This is a genomic window from Arthrobacter rhizophilus (genome assembly GCF_026241105.1).
Lineage (GTDB): Bacteria > Actinomycetota > Actinomycetes > Actinomycetales > Micrococcaceae > Arthrobacter.
In genome coordinates this window covers 1-20,112 of the sequence record NZ_JAPFFT010000031.1, presented here as the reverse complement: position 1 = coordinate 20,112, position 20,112 = coordinate 1, and the positions used below count along the sequence as shown (strand labels likewise).

General features: G+C 62.7%; 23 protein-coding genes. 20 read left to right on the top strand and 3 right to left on the bottom strand.

The features are described 5' to 3' along the window. Positions 1 to 124: 124 nt before the first annotated feature. Complete coding sequence (locus tag OOZ51_RS19120; RefSeq protein WP_265981354.1) at positions 125 to 424, bottom strand: hypothetical protein; 300 nt, start codon at positions 422 to 424, stop codon at positions 125 to 127. A gap of 211 nt (positions 425 to 635) precedes the next feature. On the opposite strand from OOZ51_RS19120, the gene mobC reads away from it, so the two are divergent. The 3 genes from mobC to OOZ51_RS19105 are packed head-to-tail and all read left to right on the top strand — an operon-like array spanning position 636 to position 3,930. Then, positions 636 to 1,025 carry a plasmid mobilization relaxosome protein MobC gene (gene mobC, locus OOZ51_RS19115; RefSeq protein WP_265981353.1) on the top strand — a complete coding sequence of 130 codons (390 nt, stop codon included), beginning with the start codon at positions 636 to 638 and terminating at the stop codon, positions 1,023 to 1,025. Positions 1,026 to 1,027: 2 nt separating this feature from the next. Then, positions 1,028 to 2,668 carry a relaxase/mobilization nuclease domain-containing protein gene (locus tag OOZ51_RS19110; protein ID WP_265981352.1) on the top strand — a complete coding sequence of 547 codons (1,641 nt, stop codon included), beginning with the start codon at positions 1,028 to 1,030 and terminating at the stop codon, positions 2,666 to 2,668. Between the two features lie 29 nt (positions 2,669 to 2,697). Further along, positions 2,698 to 3,930 (top strand): hypothetical protein, encoded by a 1,233-nt coding sequence (locus OOZ51_RS19105; protein ID WP_265981351.1) that lies wholly within the window; start codon positions 2,698 to 2,700, stop codon positions 3,928 to 3,930. A 70-nt stretch (positions 3,931 to 4,000) separates the two neighbouring features. Here the strand turns inward: OOZ51_RS19105 and OOZ51_RS19100 are convergent, their stop codons facing one another. Continuing rightward, on the bottom strand, positions 4,001 to 4,453 hold the full coding sequence (locus tag OOZ51_RS19100; RefSeq protein ID WP_265981350.1) for a hypothetical protein: 453 nt from the start codon (positions 4,451 to 4,453) through the stop codon (positions 4,001 to 4,003). A gap of 509 nt (positions 4,454 to 4,962) precedes the next feature. Between OOZ51_RS19100 and OOZ51_RS19095 the strand changes: the two genes are divergently transcribed. From OOZ51_RS19095 to OOZ51_RS19020, 16 genes are all read left to right on the top strand, one after another. Beyond that, positions 4,963 to 5,256, top strand: a complete 294-nt coding sequence (locus OOZ51_RS19095; RefSeq protein WP_265981349.1) for a hypothetical protein — start codon at positions 4,963 to 4,965, stop codon at positions 5,254 to 5,256. 347 nt (positions 5,257 to 5,603) lie between these two features. Then, positions 5,604 to 6,812 carry an ABC transporter substrate-binding protein gene (locus tag OOZ51_RS19090; RefSeq protein WP_265981348.1) on the top strand — a complete coding sequence of 403 codons (1,209 nt, stop codon included), beginning with the start codon at positions 5,604 to 5,606 and terminating at the stop codon, positions 6,810 to 6,812. A 94-nt stretch (positions 6,813 to 6,906) separates the two neighbouring features. After that, positions 6,907 to 7,596: an ABC transporter ATP-binding protein gene (locus tag OOZ51_RS19085; protein ID WP_265981347.1), complete on the top strand. Its 690-nt coding sequence runs from the start codon at positions 6,907 to 6,909 to the stop codon at positions 7,594 to 7,596. Beyond that, positions 7,583 to 8,311: an ABC transporter ATP-binding protein gene (locus OOZ51_RS19080; protein WP_265981346.1), complete on the top strand. Its 729-nt coding sequence runs from the start codon at positions 7,583 to 7,585 to the stop codon at positions 8,309 to 8,311. Before OOZ51_RS19085 ends, OOZ51_RS19080 begins: the two co-directional genes overlap by 14 nt. Continuing rightward, on the top strand, positions 8,308 to 9,192 hold the full coding sequence (locus OOZ51_RS19075; RefSeq protein ID WP_265981345.1) for a branched-chain amino acid ABC transporter permease: 885 nt from the start codon (positions 8,308 to 8,310) through the stop codon (positions 9,190 to 9,192). Before OOZ51_RS19080 ends, OOZ51_RS19075 begins: the two co-directional genes overlap by 4 nt. Next, positions 9,189 to 10,334: a branched-chain amino acid ABC transporter permease gene (locus OOZ51_RS19070; protein WP_265981344.1), complete on the top strand. Its 1,146-nt coding sequence runs from the start codon at positions 9,189 to 9,191 to the stop codon at positions 10,332 to 10,334. The genes OOZ51_RS19075 and OOZ51_RS19070 overlap by 4 nt, the downstream gene beginning before the upstream one ends. 262 nt (positions 10,335 to 10,596) lie before the next feature. Beyond that, entirely contained in the window at positions 10,597 to 11,817 is a 1,221-nt protein-coding gene (mftD, locus tag OOZ51_RS19065; protein ID WP_265981343.1) for a pre-mycofactocin synthase MftD, read from the top strand. Between the two features lie 54 nt (positions 11,818 to 11,871). After that, positions 11,872 to 12,609 (top strand): HpcH/HpaI aldolase family protein, encoded by a 738-nt coding sequence (locus OOZ51_RS19060; RefSeq protein WP_265981342.1) that lies wholly within the window; start codon positions 11,872 to 11,874, stop codon positions 12,607 to 12,609. Positions 12,610 to 12,838: 229 nt separating this feature from the next. Further along, complete coding sequence (locus OOZ51_RS19055; protein ID WP_265981341.1) at positions 12,839 to 13,615, top strand: cyclase family protein; 777 nt, start codon at positions 12,839 to 12,841, stop codon at positions 13,613 to 13,615. A gap of 156 nt (positions 13,616 to 13,771) precedes the next feature. Beyond that, on the top strand, positions 13,772 to 14,176 hold the full coding sequence (locus tag OOZ51_RS19050; protein ID WP_265981340.1) for an acyl-CoA dehydrogenase family protein: 405 nt from the start codon (positions 13,772 to 13,774) through the stop codon (positions 14,174 to 14,176). Positions 14,177 to 14,210: 34 nt separating this feature from the next. Beyond that, positions 14,211 to 14,969 (top strand): acyl-CoA dehydrogenase family protein, encoded by a 759-nt coding sequence (locus OOZ51_RS19045; protein ID WP_265981339.1) that lies wholly within the window; start codon positions 14,211 to 14,213, stop codon positions 14,967 to 14,969. Positions 14,970 to 15,006: 37 nt separating this feature from the next. Continuing rightward, positions 15,007 to 15,576: a flavin reductase family protein gene (locus OOZ51_RS19040; RefSeq protein WP_265981338.1), complete on the top strand. Its 570-nt coding sequence runs from the start codon at positions 15,007 to 15,009 to the stop codon at positions 15,574 to 15,576. Positions 15,577 to 15,650: 74 nt separating this feature from the next. Continuing rightward, positions 15,651 to 15,863, top strand: coding sequence for a RidA family protein (locus OOZ51_RS19035; protein WP_265981337.1), 213 nt, complete (start codon positions 15,651 to 15,653; stop codon positions 15,861 to 15,863). A gap of 186 nt (positions 15,864 to 16,049) precedes the next feature. Further along, a complete protein-coding gene (locus OOZ51_RS19030; RefSeq protein WP_265981336.1) occupies positions 16,050 to 16,931 on the top strand; it encodes an NAD(P)-dependent oxidoreductase in 882 nt (293 codons plus the stop codon). A 125-nt stretch (positions 16,932 to 17,056) separates the two neighbouring features. Further along, entirely contained in the window at positions 17,057 to 17,749 is a 693-nt protein-coding gene (locus tag OOZ51_RS19025) for a helix-turn-helix domain-containing protein (protein WP_265981335.1), read from the top strand. Positions 17,750 to 17,976: 227 nt separating this feature from the next. Continuing rightward, positions 17,977 to 18,309, top strand: a complete 333-nt coding sequence (locus OOZ51_RS19020) for a DUF1275 family protein (RefSeq protein ID WP_265981334.1) — start codon at positions 17,977 to 17,979, stop codon at positions 18,307 to 18,309. 561 nt (positions 18,310 to 18,870) lie between these two features. Here OOZ51_RS19020 and OOZ51_RS19015 read toward each other — a convergent pair. After that, positions 18,871 to 19,149, bottom strand: a complete 279-nt coding sequence (locus OOZ51_RS19015) for a hypothetical protein (protein WP_265981333.1) — start codon at positions 19,147 to 19,149, stop codon at positions 18,871 to 18,873. A gap of 233 nt (positions 19,150 to 19,382) precedes the next feature. Between OOZ51_RS19015 and OOZ51_RS19010 the strand changes: the two genes are divergently transcribed. Next, the gene (locus tag OOZ51_RS19010) at positions 19,383 to 20,072 is read left to right on the top strand and encodes a hypothetical protein (RefSeq protein ID WP_265981332.1); all 690 of its coding nucleotides are present in this window, start codon (positions 19,383 to 19,385) and stop codon (positions 20,070 to 20,072) included. Positions 20,073 to 20,112: the final 40 nt, after the last annotated feature.

Below are 20,112 nucleotides of genomic sequence, written 5' to 3'. Positions count from 1 at the left end.
CCGTGCTGGCCGCTGGTGCCCTGGCGGTTGTGTGCAAACGGTCAGGTGGGTCCCGTCGTCCACAGGTGTGCGGGAAAAGCCCGAAGAAATAGCTTTTACCATCATTACCGTGGGCGAGGGGCTGCTACTGCGAAGCGCCCGTCAAGGAAGCTTCTTGGCCGGCGGCCTTCCGGGTGCGTGGGCGGCCGCTGGCTTTCTTGGCCGGGGCGTCGAGGCCGAAGCTGCGCAGGTCGGAGTCGGTCCAGTCGGCGCGGAGGGCTGCCTGGTAGTCCTTGGCGTACTTTTGTTCGGCGGATGCAAGCAGCTGGGCTGCTTCGGCGAGTTCGACGCCGCTGGCGGCGGCCGTTTTCACTGCGTTGACTTTGACGTCGCGGGCGGCGTCGATTTTTGCGGCGGCTTTGGCGGCGATGTCGTTGATGTCCATGCACCGACTCTAACCGTTCCGCTACCCACAGGGCGGGAGTGGTTTTCCGGTGGGTCGCACCCGTGGTTCGAAAACCCTCCAACGCAACCGTCCGGAGCAAGTGTAAGTGGCTTGCCGCGCTCGACTCTGGCGGTCGGGTGCGGCACACTTGTCAGTGTGGTCCCCGGTTCCGGGTTCGCTGCGCTGGGCTTTTAATGGATTGGGGGAACGAGTGGCGGAGGAGAATGCTGCTCGTTCCCGGCTTTCCCGCCGGCGCCGTGAGAACACTCCAGCAGGGAGCAAGAAGCGCCGTGACGTGTGGGTCACTGTGGAGGAAGAGGCCGCCCTCGTTGCCAGGGCTGAGCGCGAGAGAGTTACTGTTCCGAACCTGCTGATTTCGTCGGCACTGTCGGAGCATTCTGATTCACCTACGGAACGCCGGGCCATCGCTGCGGAACTGATGTCTCTGCACAATCTTCTGGCCCGTTCCTCCAATAACATCAACCAGCTCGCACGGCAGGCGAACGCGACCGGCGAGTTCCCCGCCGAAGCCGGCGAAGCGCTGAAGCACATACGTTCCGTGGCCATGCGGATCGACGATGCGATTGAGGGGCTGATGTAGGGATGATTCCGAACATCACTCGCGGTTCGCGTATTGGCGGGCTCCTGGTTTACCTGGCATCGACCGATGCCAACAAGACGAAGAACGCCCACCAGGATCCGCACCTTGTTGCCGGGGATGCTGCCATCATGGCGTGGTACGACGACGGGGTCCTGGACGGCGGCGATGCCCTGGCGATTGCCAAGCATCTGGACCGGCCGCGCAAGATGTTCGGTGTCTCGGTGCGGATCAAAGACCTGCGGTGGGACGCGGCGAAGAAGGAGCGCGTGCACGTCGGGTATAAGGACGCCAGTGTGTGGCACTGTTCCTTGAGCCTGCGCGCTGAAGAGGGAGCACTGACTGACCAGCAGTGGGGCGATATAGCCAACGACTTCGTGGACTCCATGGGCTTTTCCGAAGCCAGCGGCAAGGCACCGTGCCGGTGGGCCGCGGTGAACCACGGCACGTCTGAGAACGGCAACCACCACATTCACCTGGCGGTCTCTCTCGTCCGGGAGGACGGCACCAAAGCCTCCACCCATGGGGACTACAAGCGTGCACAGCAGACCTGTCGGGAGCTGGAGGTCAAGTACGGTCTGGAACAGCTCTCCACGGTGCATTCCACCCGTGGCTACGACCGGGCCGAGAAAGCCACCGCCGTCAGGGACGACCGGGAAATGCACCGGGCGTCACTGGCGCGGAAGGTCCGTGCCAGTGCCAGCGCCTCAGCGACCGAAGCGGAGTTCGTACGCCGGGCCCGGGACACCGGCCTGCTGGTGCGGCCGCGCTACGCGAAGAACACCACGGACGTTATTGTCGGGTACTCCGTAGCTGAACGTCCCAAGCAGGGAGAACGTCCGATCTGGTTCGGCGGCGGGACTCTCGCCTCTGACCTGAAACTCGGCGCCTTGCGTGAAGAGTGGATGGATTCACCGCATCTGGCGACCGATGCTGCAGCGGAATGGAACGCGGCGGCCCGCAACAAGCGCACGGTCTCCAGGACCGGCCCCGAGAACGCAACACCACCGGCCGAAGCATGGGTGGAATACACCCGCAACGCGACCGCACTGGTTGAGCAGCTGCGCGCACTGCCGCGTGATGATCACGCCACGTGGGCGAAGGCTGCGCGGGAAGTGTCCGGGGCGTTCGCGGCATGGTCGTACCGGCTCGAACCGACGCCCGGACCGTTGGCGGCCACCGCCGCCGAACTGTCCCGTACCGCGCAGCTCCGCGCGCCACGACAGCACAGCAAACCTATTGCGTTGCCGTCCATTGCCGGTACCGCGATGTTGTTCATGGCAGCGTCCAGCAAGAATAGGACTGCGGCGCAGACCGCGCTCATGGTGCAGCTGATCAACACCGCCTTCGCGGTGTACGAGATGCACGCCCAGTCCGGGCGGACCCGCGAGGCTCAGCGCATCCGGTCGGTGGTAGAGGAGCAGCTGGCCCCGTTCACCGCGACCATGCCGAAGACGGTTTTGGTTGGTGCCGAACAGCAGGCGGCAGCTGAGGCTGCAGTGGCGCCTAGCGCGATCGACATTGCCCGGCGTGGAATGGTTCCCATCCGTCCGGGATCAGCGGTGCCAGCGACACCAACGCCGGCAACACCGGCCAAGACCCACCAGCCCAGCCGACGCGATTCCGGGTCGGGCCTCGACCGATAAACACCACCACCAACTGCAAGGGGAGCACGATGAGTGAATCAGATGGAATGGACGACGTCCTGGACGGCGGCCTGCGGCAGTCGTTGATGATCGCCTCACGTATTGCCGAGACATTGGTACGTCGGCGTCAGGAGAGTCAGCGGCAACAGGAACACCAGGACGCCCAGGTAGCGCACGAAGCCCAGGCACGCCTCGCTGCCGAACGCAGCGCCGCCCACGCGGCGCTGGCGCCCGTGGAGAAGGAGCAGTGGTGGGACAAAGCCCAGTCCCATGACATTGCCACTGCGCACGCCGTCGCGGAAGGGTGGAGGGACCACGACCCTGCCGCCCTGGCAGCATCGGAGAGAATCCGTCAGGAAGTTCTCACGCGCTACGGCATCGACACCCACGACGTCGGCGCTGACTCCGCCTATCTGGAGTCAGGGAGCCAGACCATCACCACCGAGAAAGCCCGGCAGGACGCCCTGGCTCGCAGCCAGGAAGAGACGCGCAAAGCAGCCGCCGAACACGAGAAGGCCATGCAGCTGCTCGCAGCGGCCCGCGCGGAAGAACTCCGCGCGCAGGCGACGGAACTGGCCCCGGAAATGGAACGGCACCAGGTGCCCGTGGGGTACCTGGCCAACCTCGAGCTGGCCCGGGCCCTGCAGACCGCCCACAGTGCCAAGACGCCCAAAGCAGTGGCGGCAGCGGACGCCACCGTGCAGGAACGCATGTTCCTTATTGGCAAGGACGGCATCAACGGCCCCGATATTGACCAGCTACGGAAAGAAACCACCGCGAACGTCAACGGGGCCGGCGACTCTCACTTCGAAGATCCCGCGTTCGTGAAAGCGGCCCAGGACATGCACGAGGCCAAACTCCTGGCCGAGGGCGGTTTCAAAGGCTCCGAGCAGGTGTCACTGGAACAGCGGTACGAACGCGCCGAGAAGGACCTCTTCGCCCGAATGGAAGGCCTCGGCCGCGAGATCGAAAACCGCGTCACCGGCACCGATAGCAGCCGTTTGAAAGACCAGGGACTCAAAGCAGAGAGTGCGTCGGCCGCCGATTACGGCTCGGCCGAACACCACGAGAAGTTTGCCGAGTCCCTGGCCAACACCGGTGCCAACGAAACACAGATCCGCGGCCGCCTCGCCGCAGCCCGCAGCGAAGGCACACACCCCAGCGCAGCCGTCACCATGGGCAAGGGTGCAACCAAAGCTCGTAAGTCCCGCACAGGGGCAACGGTCGGTGCTCAACGAGGAAAGAACGGGCTGTCCCGATAGGGATCGAAGAACCAGACAAGGGAAGGGGTGCCACGATACGGTGACCCCCTTCCCTTGTTTTCTCCTGCTTTCAGGAGACTTTGAATTGATGCAGATCCAGGCCCTGTGCATACACATTCAGTCCGCTGGGATTGCCGGAAAGATTTAAACCCTTGGTGAAAAGTTCCTCGACGGTCTGGGAGGGCACGAGATAGATCCCATCATGTTCCGGGAATTCCAAGCGGTCTCCGTATAACCGGGACGACTCGTCACGGTTATGTACCACCAGAGCGAGGTAGTCGGCGCGGATTTGGATGCCGGTCTTTCGGCCCATGAAACCGATACCCCGGCCCGGCCATGGGAATCCAGCCTTCACGTCGACGGTGCTTATGGCGCCTTCGACCGTGATTACAACATCCTTGGACCTGTGGTGACCACCGAAATACTCAGGTTCGTAATTTCGGGAGTGGGCAAAGGCAAGAAACTGACCTTCCGCTGCAAGACCGTATTCCTGAGCCGTCCAGTAGTGACCTTCAGTCGTCATGTTGTTTCTCCCCCGCCTATAAACAGTTAGCGCCAGGTTCTCCGGGCACTAGGTGTGATTCTAGATGAGCTTGTCGGTCGCTAGTCTTTTGCCGGCAAGCAGCCTTTCAGTTGGTCTGTCACAGCCCGCGCTTAGAGTTAGGGCATTCAGCAGCTCTTTGATTTCGCTTTTGCGAGATTGCACCACGCCACAGCGAAGCGAAAAGAATTTGGTGAGTCTTGGAAAGACTACATTTCGACCCATCCTTGGGATATCGACGTCCGTAACGTCACGCCAACGTCGTTCGAAATCCTAGCCATCACACGAGAGCAAGCACCGGTACAGATGTCGCTGGCTTTCAGTGATTGGCTGGCAACAATTCGCGCAGCTCTAGATAACGGCCTCTACGCTTGGGTCGCATCAGCCACCGGGCAGAACCCGCCCCCGCTGGCTGAGCGCATCCAGTATCCAATCTGCTCAACACCGAAGGAATACGCGGGTCGCTGGCAGCGATTGCGGAACGAGAGCACGTGGATGAACGCCTTGAGAACGTCGTTGCCGCACGCCGAGGCGACGGCATCGTAGAAGCGTGGCGTTCAGTCGGTGCAGTTCCTGCAACTCACCCTCGCGAGCTCATCGTTCCCCTGCTCGGGTATCGAATCGATCTCTGCGAGATCCGCATCGGTACGGTGAAGCGCGGCTTCCCCGGGTTTAGCCACACGCCTCAGCCGGGCGGGGCCCGCATGACGGCCTGCTTGCGCATTCGCGAAGGCGCCGTGTCCTCGATCATCCGCAGTCCGAGGTCGTCCCGGGGGGGATCGTAAATGCCACTGAACGGGTCGCGTCAAAAGCCATCTCGATCCACTCGGGCTGTCAACGAATTTCGCCTGTCGTTGGTCGGCCACCCCAGCAAATCCGTGAGTATCCGGAGCTAGTGTGCGCTGGAGTTACTGTTAAGTAATGATTGACAACCTTCGGTCCGACTGTGAAGATATAGCAGACATCAACGTCGAACACGGCTGATCGCCACACAGGGCCCTCTCTCGCCGACCGAGTGGCCGTATACGAAGATGTTCCGATCACGGATCCTCGGCACGGGCGACAGCGTTCCGGTTGTGCCCTCATCCTTCTGCTCCACCGCAATCCCCAATAGAAAGCGAGCAAGTGAACTATGAGATTTGCGTCAAGAACGATTGCGACGCTCAGCGTCGTAGCGGTGTCGGCTCTGGCCCTCACGGGGTGCGTCGCCAGCGCCTCTCAGCCGAGCGACTCGGCCAGCAAGGGGAGCTCCGACACGATCCTCCTCGGCGCGGCGATGGCCGAGACGGGTTTCATGTCCGTCGTCGACGCGCCAGCGCTCAACGCAATGAAGATGGCGATCACTCAGCTCAACGAGAAGGGCGGCATCGATGGCAAGCACGTCGAACTTCGCGTGATCGACACCGGCTCAAATCTGGACAAGTACGCACCGGCGAGCCAGCAGCTGATCGATGCCGGCGCCAAGGCAATCATCCTCACCTGTGACTTCGACCTCTCGAGCCCGGGAGCGCTCGCCGCCGGGCAGGCAAACGTCATGAGCATCTCACCATGTATCGGTGATGCGCTCTTCGGGCCGAAGGGCGGACTCAACCTGAGCTTCTCGATGGGCAACTCGACGATCGGCGAGGGCGTCGTCATGGCCGAGTTCGCGCAGAGCAAGGGGTGGAAGAAGGGCGTATTCCTCACGGACACGAGCCTCAAGTATACGCAGAGCCAGTGTGCGATCGCACGTAAGAGGTTTATCGAACTCGGTGGTACCGACGTTGGAAGTTACAACTATGTCCAGGGCGACAGCATCCCGGAGATCGTTTCGAAGATCACAGGCGGAACAGCCCCCGACGTAGTCTTCAACTGTGGCTATAACCCCGGGGGTGCCAAGGCGGCGAAGGATTTGCGTGCCGGCGGGATCGCAGCCCCGATCATTTCGGGCTTCGGCATGGACGGAACGTTCTGGCTCGACGCGATCCCGGGGCTCAGCGACTACTACGTCACCACGTATGTCTCGACCACGGGGGATGATCCGGACCCCGCCGTCAACAAGTTCGCGGACCTCTATGCGTCCACCTACGGGCAACGTCCCGTCACCGGAAGCTTCGTCACAGGCCCGTCGGTCCTCGATGCGCTCGTCAAGGGTCACGAGATCGCGGGGAGCTGGAACGGAGACAAGCTCGCCAAAGCCTTCGAGAACTTTAAGGATGAGAAGTTCCTGGTCGGCGACACGACATTCACGCCGCAACTGCACATCGGGGTCGACCGGTCGCAGAGCGTGCTCGTGGTCAAGGACGGGACGCTCAAGTTCGTCGAGCGGCGCGCACCCGAGAAGATCAACGTCAATGGCTGACGTCCGCACTGTCCCTGGAGCCGGACGCGCGAGTGTCCGGCTCCAGGGCCGCGGGATAACTCGGTCATACCGCGGCGTAAGAGCGCTGCAAGACGTGAACATCGAGATCCCGCGCGGTCGGGTAACCGGCTTGATCGGCGCCAACGGCGCCGGCAAGTCGACGCTCGTCAACATCCTCAGCGGGTTCGACCGACCGGATGAGGGCGCCATCGAGATCGACGGCGAAACGCTTCCACGGGAGTCGGCACAGCGCAGGACGCACCGCGGCATCGCCCGCACCTTCCAACACGGCCACCTCTATCCGCTCCTCACGGTCATGGAGAATGTCGAGGTCACAGCGCTGGCCTGCGGAGTGACCGGTGCCAAGGCGCGCGCTCTCACCTTGGACGTTCTGTCCGAGTTGCAGCTCGAAGAGTGGGCTCTGCACGCCGCGAATCATCTGCCCCACGGAGTCGAGCGACGCCTCGGTGTCGCGCGAGCACTCGCGACGCAACCAAGCTGGGTGCTCTTCGACGAGCCCGCCGCAGGGCTCAACGAGGGCGAGGCGCAGCATTTCCGCGACACGATGCGCGCTCTCGCGGCGCGCGGCATCGGCGTGCTCCTGATCGATCACAACATGCCCCTCGTGTTCGGCAGCTGCGACCACATCTTCGTCCTCGGCGCCGGCCGGAACGTCATCGACGGCTGCCCCGACGAGATCCGCCACGACGAACGTCTGGCCACGTCATACCTGGGCAACGCGGCTCGACAGATCGCTGAAGGAGGCGAAGATGTCGCTGGATAACACCGAACGAGTGCTGATGGTGTCGGGTCTGCGCGTCGCATACGGCGGCATTCCCGCCGTGTCCGACCTGAGCTTCCACGTCAACGCCGGAGAGATGGTCGGCATCATCGGCCCGAACGGCGCGGGGAAGTCCTCGACTCTCCTCGGAGTCGTGAACGCTGTGCGATCCGAGTCCGCGGAGACAAGCTTGCGCGGTGTCGATCTCCGCCGTATGGCTCCGGAGCAGGTCGCACGCGCCGGCTTGGCGCTGGTGACGGAAGGCCATCACATCTTCGGCCGTCTGAGCGTCCGCGACAATCTCCGTCTCGGGTCGACTGCCCGCCGCGACCGCAGAGGGCTCGCCGACGACCTTAGATGGGTGTATGAACTCTTCCCCATTCTCAGTGAGTTCGCCGAGCGCCCCGCCGGGCTCCTGTCCGGCGGCCAGCAGCAGCAGCTCGCGATCGGACGCGCCCTGCTCGCGGCGCCGACCCTTCTCGCCCTCGACGAGCCGTCACTGGGCCTGTCGCCGACAGCGGTGGACACGGTCTTTGCCGCAATCGAGAGCATCTGCGCTCGCGGCACGGCCGTCCTCATCGTCGAACAACGCGCGCAGCAGACCGTGGCTACCGCGACAAGGACCTACGTGCTGACCGAAGGACGCATCACTATGACCCTCTCCCCGAACGACGCGGATGACTCCGCACTTCTCATGAAGGCGTACCTCGGATCATGATCCCTGTCATTCAATCTCTCATCGACGCCACCTCCGCGGGTGCGGTCTACGCGCTCGCTGCGCTGGGCATCGGGCTCGTGTTCGGCGTACTGCGGCTCGCGAACTTCGCTAACGGCGAGATCATCACGGGTGCCGCCTACGCGCTCATCCTCGTATGGCCGCTATCCTGGCCGCTCGCACTCGCCGCATCCGTCGTGGTCGCCATCGCGCTGTCCCTGCTGATGGACCTCGCCGTGTTCCGATGGATGCGGTCGCAATCGGCCGCATCCCTCCTGATCGCCAGCTTCGGCGTGAGTATCTTGCTGCAGCGTGCCTACGAAGGGATCTTCGGTGTGAACGTCCGCACCGGAGCCGTCGCTCCAGCGCTGACACGATCGGTGAACGTCGGCGGATTGCGCCTCAGCATGCTTGCGATCGTGGCGATCATCCTCGCAGCCGTCCTGCTCATTGCGGTCCACTTCTTCCTCACGAAGTCAAGGATGGGACTCCAAGTGCAGGCCGCCGCCGCCAACTTCCGTGAGGCTCGCATCCTCGGCATCCGCTCGGGGGTCATGATCGCGGTCACTCTGGGGATGAGCGGCATCCTGGCAGCCGCTGTCGCGTTCGTCCTCACCACCCAATCGGGCGCCGTCAATCCGACCTTCGGCGTCCAGGCGACACTCTTCGGCCTCATCGGTGCTGTCATCGGCGGACTGAACCGCATTGGGGGCGCGCTGGTCGGCGGGTTCGCTGTTGGATTCGCCCTATCGCTGTTCACGACCTGGCTGCCATCCGGATTCGGCGACTTCCGCGTCGCCTTGGTCTACCTACTCGTCATCGTCGTCCTCCTGATCGCTCCCAACGGAATCTTCGCCGGACGCACAGCCAAGGAGCGCACATGACCTCTTCCCGCACGTCCCGCCTCCCCCTCGTTGGCTGGAGAGTTCCTCACGTCGTGCTCTCGCTGTGGACGCTGATCGTTCCGCTGGTCGTCATCTGGGTTGTCGCCTCTGCGGTGAGCAATCTGTTACCCGCCGCGTCCATCGACCTCGGTTATGCCCTGGCCACTCTGATCATCGTCGTGGCGATGTGGTCGTTCATCGGCAACAGCGGAGTCCTGTCCTTCGGACACCTCGCTTTCGTGGCCGTCGGGGCCTGGACGATGTCGCTGTTGACGATCAACCCGTCGGTGAAGTCCTCGATCATGCCCGAACTCGCGCCTTTCTTGGCGCATGCTTCCGCGAACCCCTATGCCGCTCTGCTCATCGCAGGCGTGGCCGGCGGCGTCACCGCGCTTGTCAGCGGCTTCGCGCTCATGCGCCTGCACGGGCTTGAAGCGGGAATCGCAACGTTTGCCTTGCTCATGCTCGTGCTGCAGGTGCTCACCTACTGGAGTGCGGTCGGGCCGAAGTCGGGCCAGTCGATGACGGGCGTCCCCCGGAGCTTCGACCTGCAGAGCACGCTCGTGATCGCGCTCATCGTCGTCGTTCTCGCATGGGGCTACGGGCAGAGTCGCAGCGCGCGGATGCTTCGGGCGTCGCGGGAGAACGCCCAAGCCGCCCCGGCATCCGGGATCAACATCACCTGGCATCGCATCATCGCCTTCGCCATTTCGGGTGCGCTCGCCGGCGTAGGCGGCGCGATGTGGGCCCAGACGAACCGCGTCGTGCAGGCTTCGCAGTTCGGTCTGGACTTCACCTTCACGACGATCGCCATGCTCGTGGTCGGAGGGATGCTCTCGGTCTGGGGAGCTGTCGTCGGCAGCCTTCTCATCTCAGCGCTGAACCACGTTCTGGGCCTGCTGGAGAACGGCATGCACATCGGAGCGGTCGTCATTTCTCTGCCCTCAGGCAGCCGCCTCGTGGTCGTTGCGGCGTTCATGGTGATCATCCTCATCTTCCGCCCCGCCGGCATCACAGGCGGGCGGGAGGTGACATGGCCGTTCAGGCCGCCGGATCCCTTCCTGAGACGCGGGCCAGCAGACCCGGGTCGTGACGAACAAGAGATGGTGATGTTCCAGACGGACTCAGGCAGGGTCGGCTGACGGGTACGTGGGACCCCAACACGACCGCAACGGGCGCCGCCGTCGTCAAAGCGGCAAAAGACATTAGGGACGGCAAGCCCGACAAGGAGCTCGTGGTCAAGTCTACGTTCTGGACCAAGGCCAACCTTGCCTCATACGTGGCACCGGGCGACCGTTCCTACACGCTTGACCACCTGCCACTGGTCACTCCGTAAGGTGACTGACCGCGAAAGGCCTGTCGGTAACGACGCGACCGTTTATACAAATCAGAAAAGGAGAAGACATGGCGCACAAGCCACTTGAGTCTGTCAACGAGGCCCATGTTAAGGCGAAGAGGCTGCTGCCCAAGGACATATACGATGCGCTTGAGGCGGGTAGCGATTCTGGTGCCACGATGAGCGGTAACCTCGCGGCTTTCACGCAGATCGGTATGATCCCGCGTGTCGGCGTAGCGCTGCCGGCTCGGCTCGACCTGGCGGCGACGTTCATGGGTCAGCCGATCGAGATGCCGGTCGTCATCTCCCCGGCGGCGGCGTTTGCGATGCATCCGGATGGCGAGATCGGTGTCGCCCGTGCCGCCGAGCGCGCCGGCACCGCGATCGGGGTGAGCAACGTTGCCTCCGTTGCGATCGAGGAGGTGGCCAAGGTGAACTCGCGGTCGTTCGCGCAAGTCTACTGGTCCGGAGATCGCGACGTCATTGCGGGGCGGGTAGAGCGCTTCCGGAAAGCCGGGGTGAAGGGATTGATCCTGACCGTCGACCTCTCCGCCAGTCGGGTCGCGTTCAACCCGCGGGACTGGGGCTCGCCGGTGTACCCGGATGGGATCAACTTCGCAACGCTGGTGAAGTATGCGCCGATGGCGGCCAGTCACCCTACGTGGTTCCTGCGCTACGTCAAGCAGCGCTCCTTGCCCGGTCTGAACGCACCCAACATGGGCAAGGCCGGTGAACCGGTCCCCACGCTGGTGGGAGGGCTGATGGAGTGGCTCGGGACGGCGGTCCCGACCTGGGACGATGTCGCGTGGCTCGCTGAACTGTGGGGTGGCCCGATCATGGTCAAGGGCATCGTGGCGGCAGACGATGCGCGGCGTGCGGTGGATGCGGGGGCGACTGCGATCGGAGTGTCCAACCACGGCGGGAACAACCTCGACACGACTCCTTCGCCCTTGCGGTTCCTGCCGTCAGTCGTCAGCGCGGTCGGCGATCAGGCCCAGGTCATCTACGACAGCGGTGTACGCCGTGGTACTGACGTGCTTAAAGCCCTGGCACTAGGTGCCTCGACCGTGATGATCGGGCGACCGTGGTTCTACGCCCTCGCTGCTGACGGAGAGCGAGGCGTGTACGAAGTCCTCGAGGGCTTCCGCGGCACGATCGAACGTGGCCTGGTCTCACTCGGCAAATCATCCATCCGTGACGTGACGATCGATGATCTGGTGCTTCCGGACGGATTCATCATCGACGCCGAACAGCGGCAGAAGCGCAGCACAGCAAGGCAAGGTGGCTGATCCACGACGCGGATCCGCAGCGAAATCTCATCGGACGAAGAACGTGGTTCTCGAATGACAAAAACTGGATTCTGCCTGGCGGACAACAGGGTTCCGTCAGCGGAAATCATCGCTGACCTTGAGTTTGATTTCGTCATGCTCGACCTGGAGCACGGAATGTTCGACGTTGAGACGCTCTCGCGGCATGTGCCGCTACTTCTGGGGCTCGGGCTTGAGGTGTTCGCGAAGGTTCTCGGCCCGGATCGGGAGCCAATTCAGCAAGCTCTCGATTTCGGCTGCACGGGCGTGGTCATTCCTCACGTCGGACGCCTGGCGCACGCCCGGACGGTGACCGAGTACGCGAAGTATCCTCCGTTGGGCACGCGTAGTCTCGCCAGCGGTCGCAACACGACGTGGGGCCCGATGACGGCGGACGCGGTTGCGGCAGCGGACGCCGAAACCTTGAGTTTCCCGCTCATCGAAGAGTCCGATGCACTGGAGGACATCGAGAAGATCGCCGCGCTCAGCACCGTCAACGGACTGATGATCGGTCAGGCGGACCTGTCGATGAGTAGGGGGCGCGGGATGTACACCCGCAGCGAGGCAGATCTCGCGGATATGGATAGGATCGTCAGCGCGATCCAATCAGCGCAGAAGCCGTGGATGTGCGCCGGGTGGGCACCCGAGGAGCTCGACTGGGCCCTCAGTCGCGGTGCGTCTCGCATTATTTTGGGCGTCCAATACGCTTCGTTCGCTGTTGGAGCGCGCGCAGCAAAAGAGGCCTTCGACTCTCGGGTGGACGCACACCGCTGATCCCACGGACGAGAGGCATGGGCCGATATGCATCGACGCATGCCTCTCGTCGGACAAACGAGTATCCGGAGCTTGTGTGCGCTGGAGTTACTGTTAAGTAATGATTGACAACCTTCGGTCCAACTGTGAAGATATAGCAGACATCAACGGCAGGTTCGAGTGGAATCTGAGCCGTTCTTGGTTATTCGGCGAGGGTCCCTCGTCGACCTGACGAGATGAGGGCGTGCTCATGGCACAACTGGGCGAACTGGTCGCAGCAATTTCGAACGGGAAAGTCGAGATCATCGACTTGACCAACAAGTTGACCGAGAACACCCCCAGCATGACTCTTCCCGACCCCTTCCCCAGCCCGGCTCCGTTCGTGCTCGAGGAGATCGCCGCATACGACGAGCGCGGTCCCGTGTGGCGGGCCAACGATATTCATATCAGCGAGCACACGGGCACTCATCTTGATGCGCCGATCCATTGGATCACGGGACGCGACGGCAGAGATGTCTCCGAAACGCCGTTGCCTCGTCTGATCGGTCCGGCGGTCGTCGTGGACTTCACGGCCGAGGCTGCAGCGAATCCGGACTTCGTGGCGACGCCGGATCATTTCAAGGAGTGGCAGACCGAGCATGGGGACTTCCCGCAGAATGGGTGGGTACTCGTTCGGACTGGGTGGTCTGTGCACAGTCAGAACGCCGAGAGGTTCGTCAATGCAGACAGCGAGGGAGCGCACACGCCGGGATTCACCCCGGAATGCGCCCGCTGGCTCGCCGAGGAGACTCATATCTCGGGCGTGGGGGTGGAAACGATGGGGCTCGACGCGGGGCTAGGCCACGCCATGGAGCCCGGTATGCCCATGCACTACTACCTGCTCGGCAACGACAAGTATGGCATCACGTCGTTGCAGAACCTGGATCGGCTCCCGGTGACCGGCGCGGTGATCGTCGTGGCGCCACTTCCGATTGTGGGCGGCACGGGAAGCCCAGCGCGCGTGCTGGCGCTCGTCGAACACGGCTGATCACCACGCAGGGCCCTCTCTCGCCGAGCGAGTGGTCGTATACGAAGATGTTCCGATCAGCCGACCCGGTAGCGTTCAGTATTACTTGGCGGTCCCCACCTACTATGTCATGATTCGTGAACAATCCGATGCCCGGCAGCGAACCGAGGAGTTAACATGCCGACTTCCGTACTGCGACCTGAGATTGCGAAGATCGTAGAGAAGATCGACGCGCTTCGCCCGGATCTTCTCGCTGCCGGGAGAGGGGCAGACGAGAGTCGCCGCATTTCTGATGAGACCTTCAATTCCGTCGTGCAGACCGGGGCGTTCAGCATCTCGGTGCCCACCAAGTTCGGCGGCCTCGCTGCGAACACTCGCGAGGCCCATGCCGTCGCTCGGGGCATCGGACGCGGCGACGGAAGCCTCGCATGGGTGAACGGCATCCTCGACTCGGGGGCGTGGGTTCTGAGCCTGATGGACGAGCGTGCGCAAGCCGATGTGTGGGGCCCGGAGGGTGGACTCCTTCATCTCGATCGTGCTGGCTACGACATCGGATTCCGTGCCGATAGAGGGCGGTTATAGCGTCACGGGGAAGTGGTCGTACGGCACGGGGAGCATGCATGCAGAGTGGTCGTTGCTCGGCATCCCTCTTAAGGATGAACGCGGCGTGGTGGTTGACGCCGGGCTCGCCTTGATTCCCACGTCCGAACTGACCTACGACGACAACTGGTACGTCGCGGGCATGAGGGCGACCGCGAGTGTCACTCAGGTGGCGGAGGATGTTTTCGTCCCCGCGCACCGTGTGTTTCCCCTGACGGCAGCCGTCGCGGGCGAATACCTGTCGGACGGTGACGATGTGTCGTACCGGACGGTCTTCATCCCCTCTCTGTTCATGAAGCTCCTGGGACCGCACCTGGGTATGGGCCGTGCCGCTCTGGACTTCGTCAGAGCCAAGGCGGAAAGCAAGGCTGTCGCCTACACCGGCTACGAGCGTCAATCGGAGTCGGCGGTTTTTCAGTCCTCCATCGCGAAAGCGTCCGTCGAGCTCGAGGCCGCGGAGGCACTCGCGGCCCAGGTCGCCGATGAGATCTTCCAAGGCGCAGAGCGGGATTACTATGCGCCTTACCCGGAGCGCATCGCGATGAGAGCGAAGGCCGGTTGGATCGTGGAGACGATCACGTTGCTCATCAACAATCTGATGTCCGCGCATGGGTCGGCAGGATTCGCGGAGTCCGCGGCTCTGCAGCGGATCTGGCGCGACCAGGCTATCGCCGCGCGCCACGGGCACATCCTGGCTCCAGCCGGATACGAAGCGTATGGAAAGGTGCTGCTCGGGCGAAACGGCGAAGCGCGATTCGTGCTGCCCATCATGTAAGCATCGAACACCGTCAATGCGAAAGGAATGGAGGAAGATGTCGGAGTCGCTTGCCGAACCACATATCTCGGCAGAAGATTTTCGTCACGTGTTCCGTGCACACCCCGCCGGGGTGGCGGTCGTCACCGCCGACGTGGGCGACGGTCCTGTCGCCATGACGGTGAGCTCGGTGGCCTCACTGTCCATCCATCCGCCAACGCTGGTCTTCTCTGCGTCGGCGATGTCGTCGAGCACGCCGACGATCAAGCGGGCGGAAACAGTCATCGTCCATCTCCTCTCCGTCGATCAGATCGATCTGGCGAAGGTAGGCGCGCGCAGCGGGGTCAACCGATTCGGTGATGATGTCCACTGGAGCCGCCTGCTCACAGGCGAGCCCTACTACCCCAGCGCTGACTGGCTTCGAAGGCGAGTGACGCAACGGGTCGAGGTGAACGGCGCGACCCTGATCATCGCCGAGGCGATCGAGGCGAGCGAGCGGCACGACTCGGCTGTGGCTGACCCCACCCCGTTGGTCTATCACAACCGCCGGTGGCACGCGCTCAGTAACCGGTCGGCGCTCGGCGAGCCCGGCCCGGCCTTCTGGGTGGTCTACGGCCGAGACGACTGACGGCGTACGCCGTACCGTCGGGTCGTCACGCTTGCCGTCAACATCATTCGCCACCTGATATTGCAGGAAGTCTAATGCCCCACAGTCGCATCACACGCACGCCGGCACCGGTCATCCCCGGAATCTCCGACAGCGCCGGCGATTTGATCTTCGTCTCCGGTCAGGTCGGCTTCGAAGAAGACGGCACCGTTCCCAGTGACTTCGTGCGCGCGATCGAGCTGACCTACGGCGAAGTCGAGCGCGCGCTGGAAGTGGCCGGCGCAAGTACGAGGACCTCGTACGCGTGAACGTGTATATCGCCGGGCTGGATCAGGAGAAGCTGCACATCTGGCGCGAGACTGCAATGCCATCGTGCAGACTCTGGAGCCGTCAGCCAGCACAGTGATCGGAGCCCAGGCACTCTTCAACGGTGCGTCCATCGAGATCGACGCGATTGCGGCTCTGTGAGCGGCCGGGAGAGTCGGAGGCAAGACATGGCAGCGGCGGGATATCTTGGGCTCGGCCGGATGGGCTCTGCCATCGCGGGACGGATGGTCGATTCGGGCATCGACCTGACAGTGTGGAACCGAAGCCCATCAGCGGCACAGGACGATCTTGTGGCGGCCGGGGCAGGAGTGGCCGAAACGGCAGCACACGCGCTTGCCAAGCCCGTCTCCTTCTCGATGCTCGCGGACGACAGCGCCGCAGACGCCGTGCTAAGCCGCGAGAACATCGGAGCGGCGAATGGTCCCCGGGTTCACGCCAATATGGCGTCCGTGAGCGCGCAGATGAGTGCACTCCTTTCGCGCCGATTCGCGGATGCCGGTGTCGTGTACGTCGCGGCCCCCGTGCTGGGCCGCCCAGAGGTGGCGGCCGCGGGAAAGCTAAACATTCTCCTGGCGGGCCCGTCGGGTGCAGTCGATATCGTCGAAAGCTACCTCGCGCCGTGCAGCGTCAAGCGGTGGCGGTTGGGTGATGAGCCCCAGCAGGCGAATGCGGTCAAGATTTCAATAAACCTGATGATTCTCCATGCGCTGGCCTCAATGAGTGAAGGCATCGCACTCGTCGAGGCGGAAGGAGTTCCGGCCTCGGAGTTCGTGGAACTCTTCACGAGCACCTTTTTCGGAGGAGTCGTTCACTCGGTCTACGGCGGCATAATCGCTGAGCGCCGCTACGCACCGCCGGGCTTCACTGTCGGACTGGGGCTCAAGGACCTGAGTCTCGCGGAGCGCCTCGCGAGGGAGTCACAGACAGAACTCCCGCTTGCCCCCGCAATTCGAGAGCGCTTCGAAGCCGCCCTTGCTGACCCTCAGCTCGCACATCTGGACTGGTCGGCCATCGCGGAACTTGGTCGTCCCAGCGGGAGGCCGAACTGAGCGAGCAGCCGAGGGAGCGGCTTCCCGGCACCGAAATGCGCGTCGGCCGTCAGCAGAACGGTAGGGTTGTGGCGACCGCGCGACACACGGCGACCGCGCGACACACACTGGCTGAGGAGGCGCTCATGTCGACTGCTGGTTCGGTCGGGTCACGCCTGCGACGCGAGCGGCTGGTCCTCGGAATGAGCTTGAGGAAAGTCGCACAGGAGCTGGGTGTCTCGGCGAGCTTGATCTCGCAGGTGGAGACGGGAAAGACGCAGCCGTCGGTAGCTACGCTCTACGCTCTCGCCAGTCTCCTGTCGATCTCGGTGGACGATCTGCTGGGACTCAAGTCGGAGCAAGGACCGTCCGTGGTTCAGCAAAGCCCATCGCTCGCGCTCCAGCACTCGGCGGACAACCCCGTCATCGAGATGGAGAACGGCGTCCGTTGGGAGCGATTGGCGATGGGACCGGACGGACCGGCGGATGCCCTGCTCGTCACATATCAGCCTGAGGGCAGTAGTTCCCTCGAGCGAAAGCTGATGCGCCACGTGGGCGTGGAATATGCATACGTCCTATCCTGCGAGATCACGCTGCAGCTCGAGTTCGACACCTACCTGTTGGGCGTAGGCGACTCCATTTACTTCGATTCATCGCGACCGCACATGTTCGCCAATCACGGCGCGGTACCGGCCGTCGGTGTGTGGTTCGTCGTCGGCAGGCGGGAGCTCAATGGGCAGGGAGGTATAGACATTGAGCGCCGCGTTGCGGTTCGCTCAGCAGTCGAAGTCCTCCAGCGGCTCGATTCCCTCGAATCGGATACCGGACAGCACGGCTAACCGCAAAGTGTAGCCTCAGCGACAATGTTCATCTGTACTGAATATTGTGAGAGCTCAGCCGCCCTCACGCGAGGGAGCAGCATGAAGAGCAACGGCACGACAGGGACCAACGGCGTCGACTGGGAGGCGAGGTTCGATTTCAATCGGCTGCGCGATGAACGCCTCGGCCGCTGGGGCCTTGGACGCCGCCTGTTCCGCCGAAAACGAGTCACGGCGATTCCCGCTCCGTGCCGCATGAACCGCCTTACCGGCGGGCTGGAGTGGACGGGATCCATGTCGCGCTCATGCTCGCACTCACCTTTTCCACGGGAGCGCTCGACCCCGCGGGGTACCTCGGGCTCGATCGCGTGTTCACCGGGAACATGACGGGCAATGTGGGCGATCCTTGGCATGGCCTGGCCGGCGCCGACAATCTTCCCATCCTCGGTCCGATCGTGGCACCGATCGCATTCGTGGCTGGCGCTGCGCTCGCAGGGCGGCTCTCGCGTCACGGTCGTGCCGGCTGGAGCGGCACGACAATTGTGCTCCTGAGCACAGTCGTTCTGCTCCTCCTCCATTAAAGGCGGCCACCGCTGCAAAACTGCACGGCGACCTCTTAGAACGTGACCGTACTGACACGTCTCAGGCGCGGTGATCGCACGCATCCAGTTCTCGGGCCAGCCAGAAAGGCCCCCAGGTCCGGCATATCTCGTTGAAATGTAAGGCCGGTGCTTCCGAGTCACATTGCCCTGGCGCTGGAACGGCCAGGGATGGCCGCTGAGATCCGATCGCCAGGGATGCTAAGGACCGGCACGGGCGCTGGAACTACCGGGGAACCGACAACTTCGATACTTATTCCCTGCGGAACTCTCGCAACCACCACGGAAGGATGCGTTAGTAGCGGAGGTGCACGTCATTCCGGCAGAGGCAGGCTTCGTTGTCCGCGATTTCCACATCGCAAGCAAAGCCTGCTGGAAGCATACCGTTTACAGCGGCCAACCAGCGCCAGTTGTTGGCCAGAGGGTCGCCTTCATGCCCGCAATCTGTGCAGGCGGTCGGTCCGAAGTCCTTTTCACCAATGAGGCGAAGCCACAGGTCAGCTAAGCGGGAAGCCGTCTTTTTGGGCCAGTTCCCGGATGCACTCATTCGAATGTTTCCTGCTGGAGCATCGGCCGGCGCGGAACAGCCGGCTCGCTGGCTTGAAGGGGGCGGAGGAGCACTCCATCCCCATACTCAAAGAGGTGCCGGGTGCCGGTATCGTAGCGGTGAATCCAGACTGCTTTCGAACCCAACGCCTTACTTTCGATTTCGGCTTTGAATAATCCGCCATTCGTATCATCCACGATGACCTGATCGCCGACCTTGCGATGTCTCCAGTCTTGAGGCTCCGCGGGCTGTCGTGCGGGTTGCTTGGCCTTCATCATCGACTCCTTTCCCGGCTTCTGCACGAAAAGATCCGCTCCATCGAATGCTATCGATTGCAACAGTAATCCCGGATCACGGCAGTCCTTCGATGTTTCAATCCGCGGTCATTATCTCGACAGTAGGTGTCGAAGAATGCTCCGCGATTGCTTATATGCAATCGATTGTAGGCCCGTGTGTTAGCGTTCGGAGTGATGTTACGTTGAGCAAAGACGGAAGAGCAGGTTCGCACATGGTAGACAACTCCATGCGGCCACGGCCGTTGGCAAGTCCTGGCCAGATGGGAGTTGACTACGAACAAAGAGTCGATTTCGACCGGCTACGAAACTACAGGCTTGCACGTGCCCAAGCCGCTTTGGATGCCAGCGCCTGCGGATCATTTCTCCTTTTCGACTTCTACAACATTCGATACACGACTTCTTCCTGGGTTGGAGGGGCACTAGGGGACAAAATGATCCGCTATGCCCTACTCACTCGCGGCGGCGAGCCACACCTTTGGGACTTCGGCTCTGCTGTGAATCATCACCAACTCTTCTCGCCGTGGCTGAAGAGTGAAAACAACCGCCCTGGGTTCCTTGGGTTCCGAGGCGCTGTGGCACCTTCGGCGGGTCTTATGGCGGACGCGGTCACGCAGATCAAAGGTATCCTCACCGATCTGGGATTGCAGGATTCGCCTGTAGGAATCGATATTGTTGAGCCTCCCTTCCTCTTTGAGATGCAGCGCCAGGGCTTCACTGTGGTTGATGCTCAGCAACACATGCTGGATGCCCGTGAGATCAAGAACGTGGATGAAATCATGTTGTTGAACCAGGCCGCTGCCATGGTGGACGGCGTTTATACCGACATCGTTGAGGCGCTGAAACCGGGAGTCAGGGAAAGCGAAATGGGACTGCCCCGGGTTTGCTTGACTCCTGACTTGTGAGGATTTACTCCTTGCAGCAAGGATGTTCACATGCCCAAGC

What these genes read in the sequence shown, in the direction of transcription:
- OOZ51_RS19030 (WP_265981336.1), top strand. Translation starts at nt 16,050, where the DNA reads ATGGCAGCGGCGGGATATCTTGGGCTCGGCCGGATGGGCTCTGCCATC.
- OOZ51_RS19035 (WP_265981337.1), top strand. Translation starts at nt 15,651, where the DNA reads ATGCCCCACAGTCGCATCACACGCACGCCGGCACCGGTCATCCCCGGA.
- OOZ51_RS19105 (WP_265981351.1), top strand. Translation starts at nt 2,698, where the DNA reads ATGAGTGAATCAGATGGAATGGACGACGTCCTGGACGGCGGCCTGCGG.
- OOZ51_RS19055 (WP_265981341.1), top strand. Translation starts at nt 12,839, where the DNA reads ATGGCACAACTGGGCGAACTGGTCGCAGCAATTTCGAACGGGAAAGTC.
- OOZ51_RS19110 (WP_265981352.1), top strand. Translation starts at nt 1,028, where the DNA reads ATGATTCCGAACATCACTCGCGGTTCGCGTATTGGCGGGCTCCTGGTT.
- OOZ51_RS19075 (WP_265981345.1), top strand. Translation starts at nt 8,308, where the DNA reads ATGATCCCTGTCATTCAATCTCTCATCGACGCCACCTCCGCGGGTGCG.
- OOZ51_RS19015 (WP_265981333.1), bottom strand. Translation starts at nt 19,149, where the DNA reads ATGAAGGCCAAGCAACCCGCACGACAGCCCGCGGAGCCTCAAGACTGG.
- OOZ51_RS19050 (WP_265981340.1), top strand. Translation starts at nt 13,772, where the DNA reads ATGCCGACTTCCGTACTGCGACCTGAGATTGCGAAGATCGTAGAGAAG.
- OOZ51_RS19010 (WP_265981332.1), top strand. Translation starts at nt 19,383, where the DNA reads ATGGTAGACAACTCCATGCGGCCACGGCCGTTGGCAAGTCCTGGCCAG.
- OOZ51_RS19120 (WP_265981354.1), bottom strand. Translation starts at nt 424, where the DNA reads ATGGACATCAACGACATCGCCGCCAAAGCCGCCGCAAAAATCGACGCC.
- OOZ51_RS19040 (WP_265981338.1), top strand. Translation starts at nt 15,007, where the DNA reads ATGTCGGAGTCGCTTGCCGAACCACATATCTCGGCAGAAGATTTTCGT.
- OOZ51_RS19090 (WP_265981348.1), top strand. Translation starts at nt 5,604, where the DNA reads ATGAGATTTGCGTCAAGAACGATTGCGACGCTCAGCGTCGTAGCGGTG.
- OOZ51_RS19045 (WP_265981339.1), top strand. Translation starts at nt 14,211, where the DNA reads ATGCATGCAGAGTGGTCGTTGCTCGGCATCCCTCTTAAGGATGAACGC.
- OOZ51_RS19100 (WP_265981350.1), bottom strand. Translation starts at nt 4,453, where the DNA reads ATGACGACTGAAGGTCACTACTGGACGGCTCAGGAATACGGTCTTGCA.
- mftD (WP_265981343.1), top strand. Translation starts at nt 10,597, where the DNA reads ATGGCGCACAAGCCACTTGAGTCTGTCAACGAGGCCCATGTTAAGGCG.
- OOZ51_RS19025 (WP_265981335.1), top strand. Translation starts at nt 17,057, where the DNA reads ATGTCGACTGCTGGTTCGGTCGGGTCACGCCTGCGACGCGAGCGGCTG.
- OOZ51_RS19080 (WP_265981346.1), top strand. Translation starts at nt 7,583, where the DNA reads ATGTCGCTGGATAACACCGAACGAGTGCTGATGGTGTCGGGTCTGCGC.
- OOZ51_RS19060 (WP_265981342.1), top strand. Translation starts at nt 11,872, where the DNA reads ATGACAAAAACTGGATTCTGCCTGGCGGACAACAGGGTTCCGTCAGCG.
- OOZ51_RS19070 (WP_265981344.1), top strand. Translation starts at nt 9,189, where the DNA reads ATGACCTCTTCCCGCACGTCCCGCCTCCCCCTCGTTGGCTGGAGAGTT.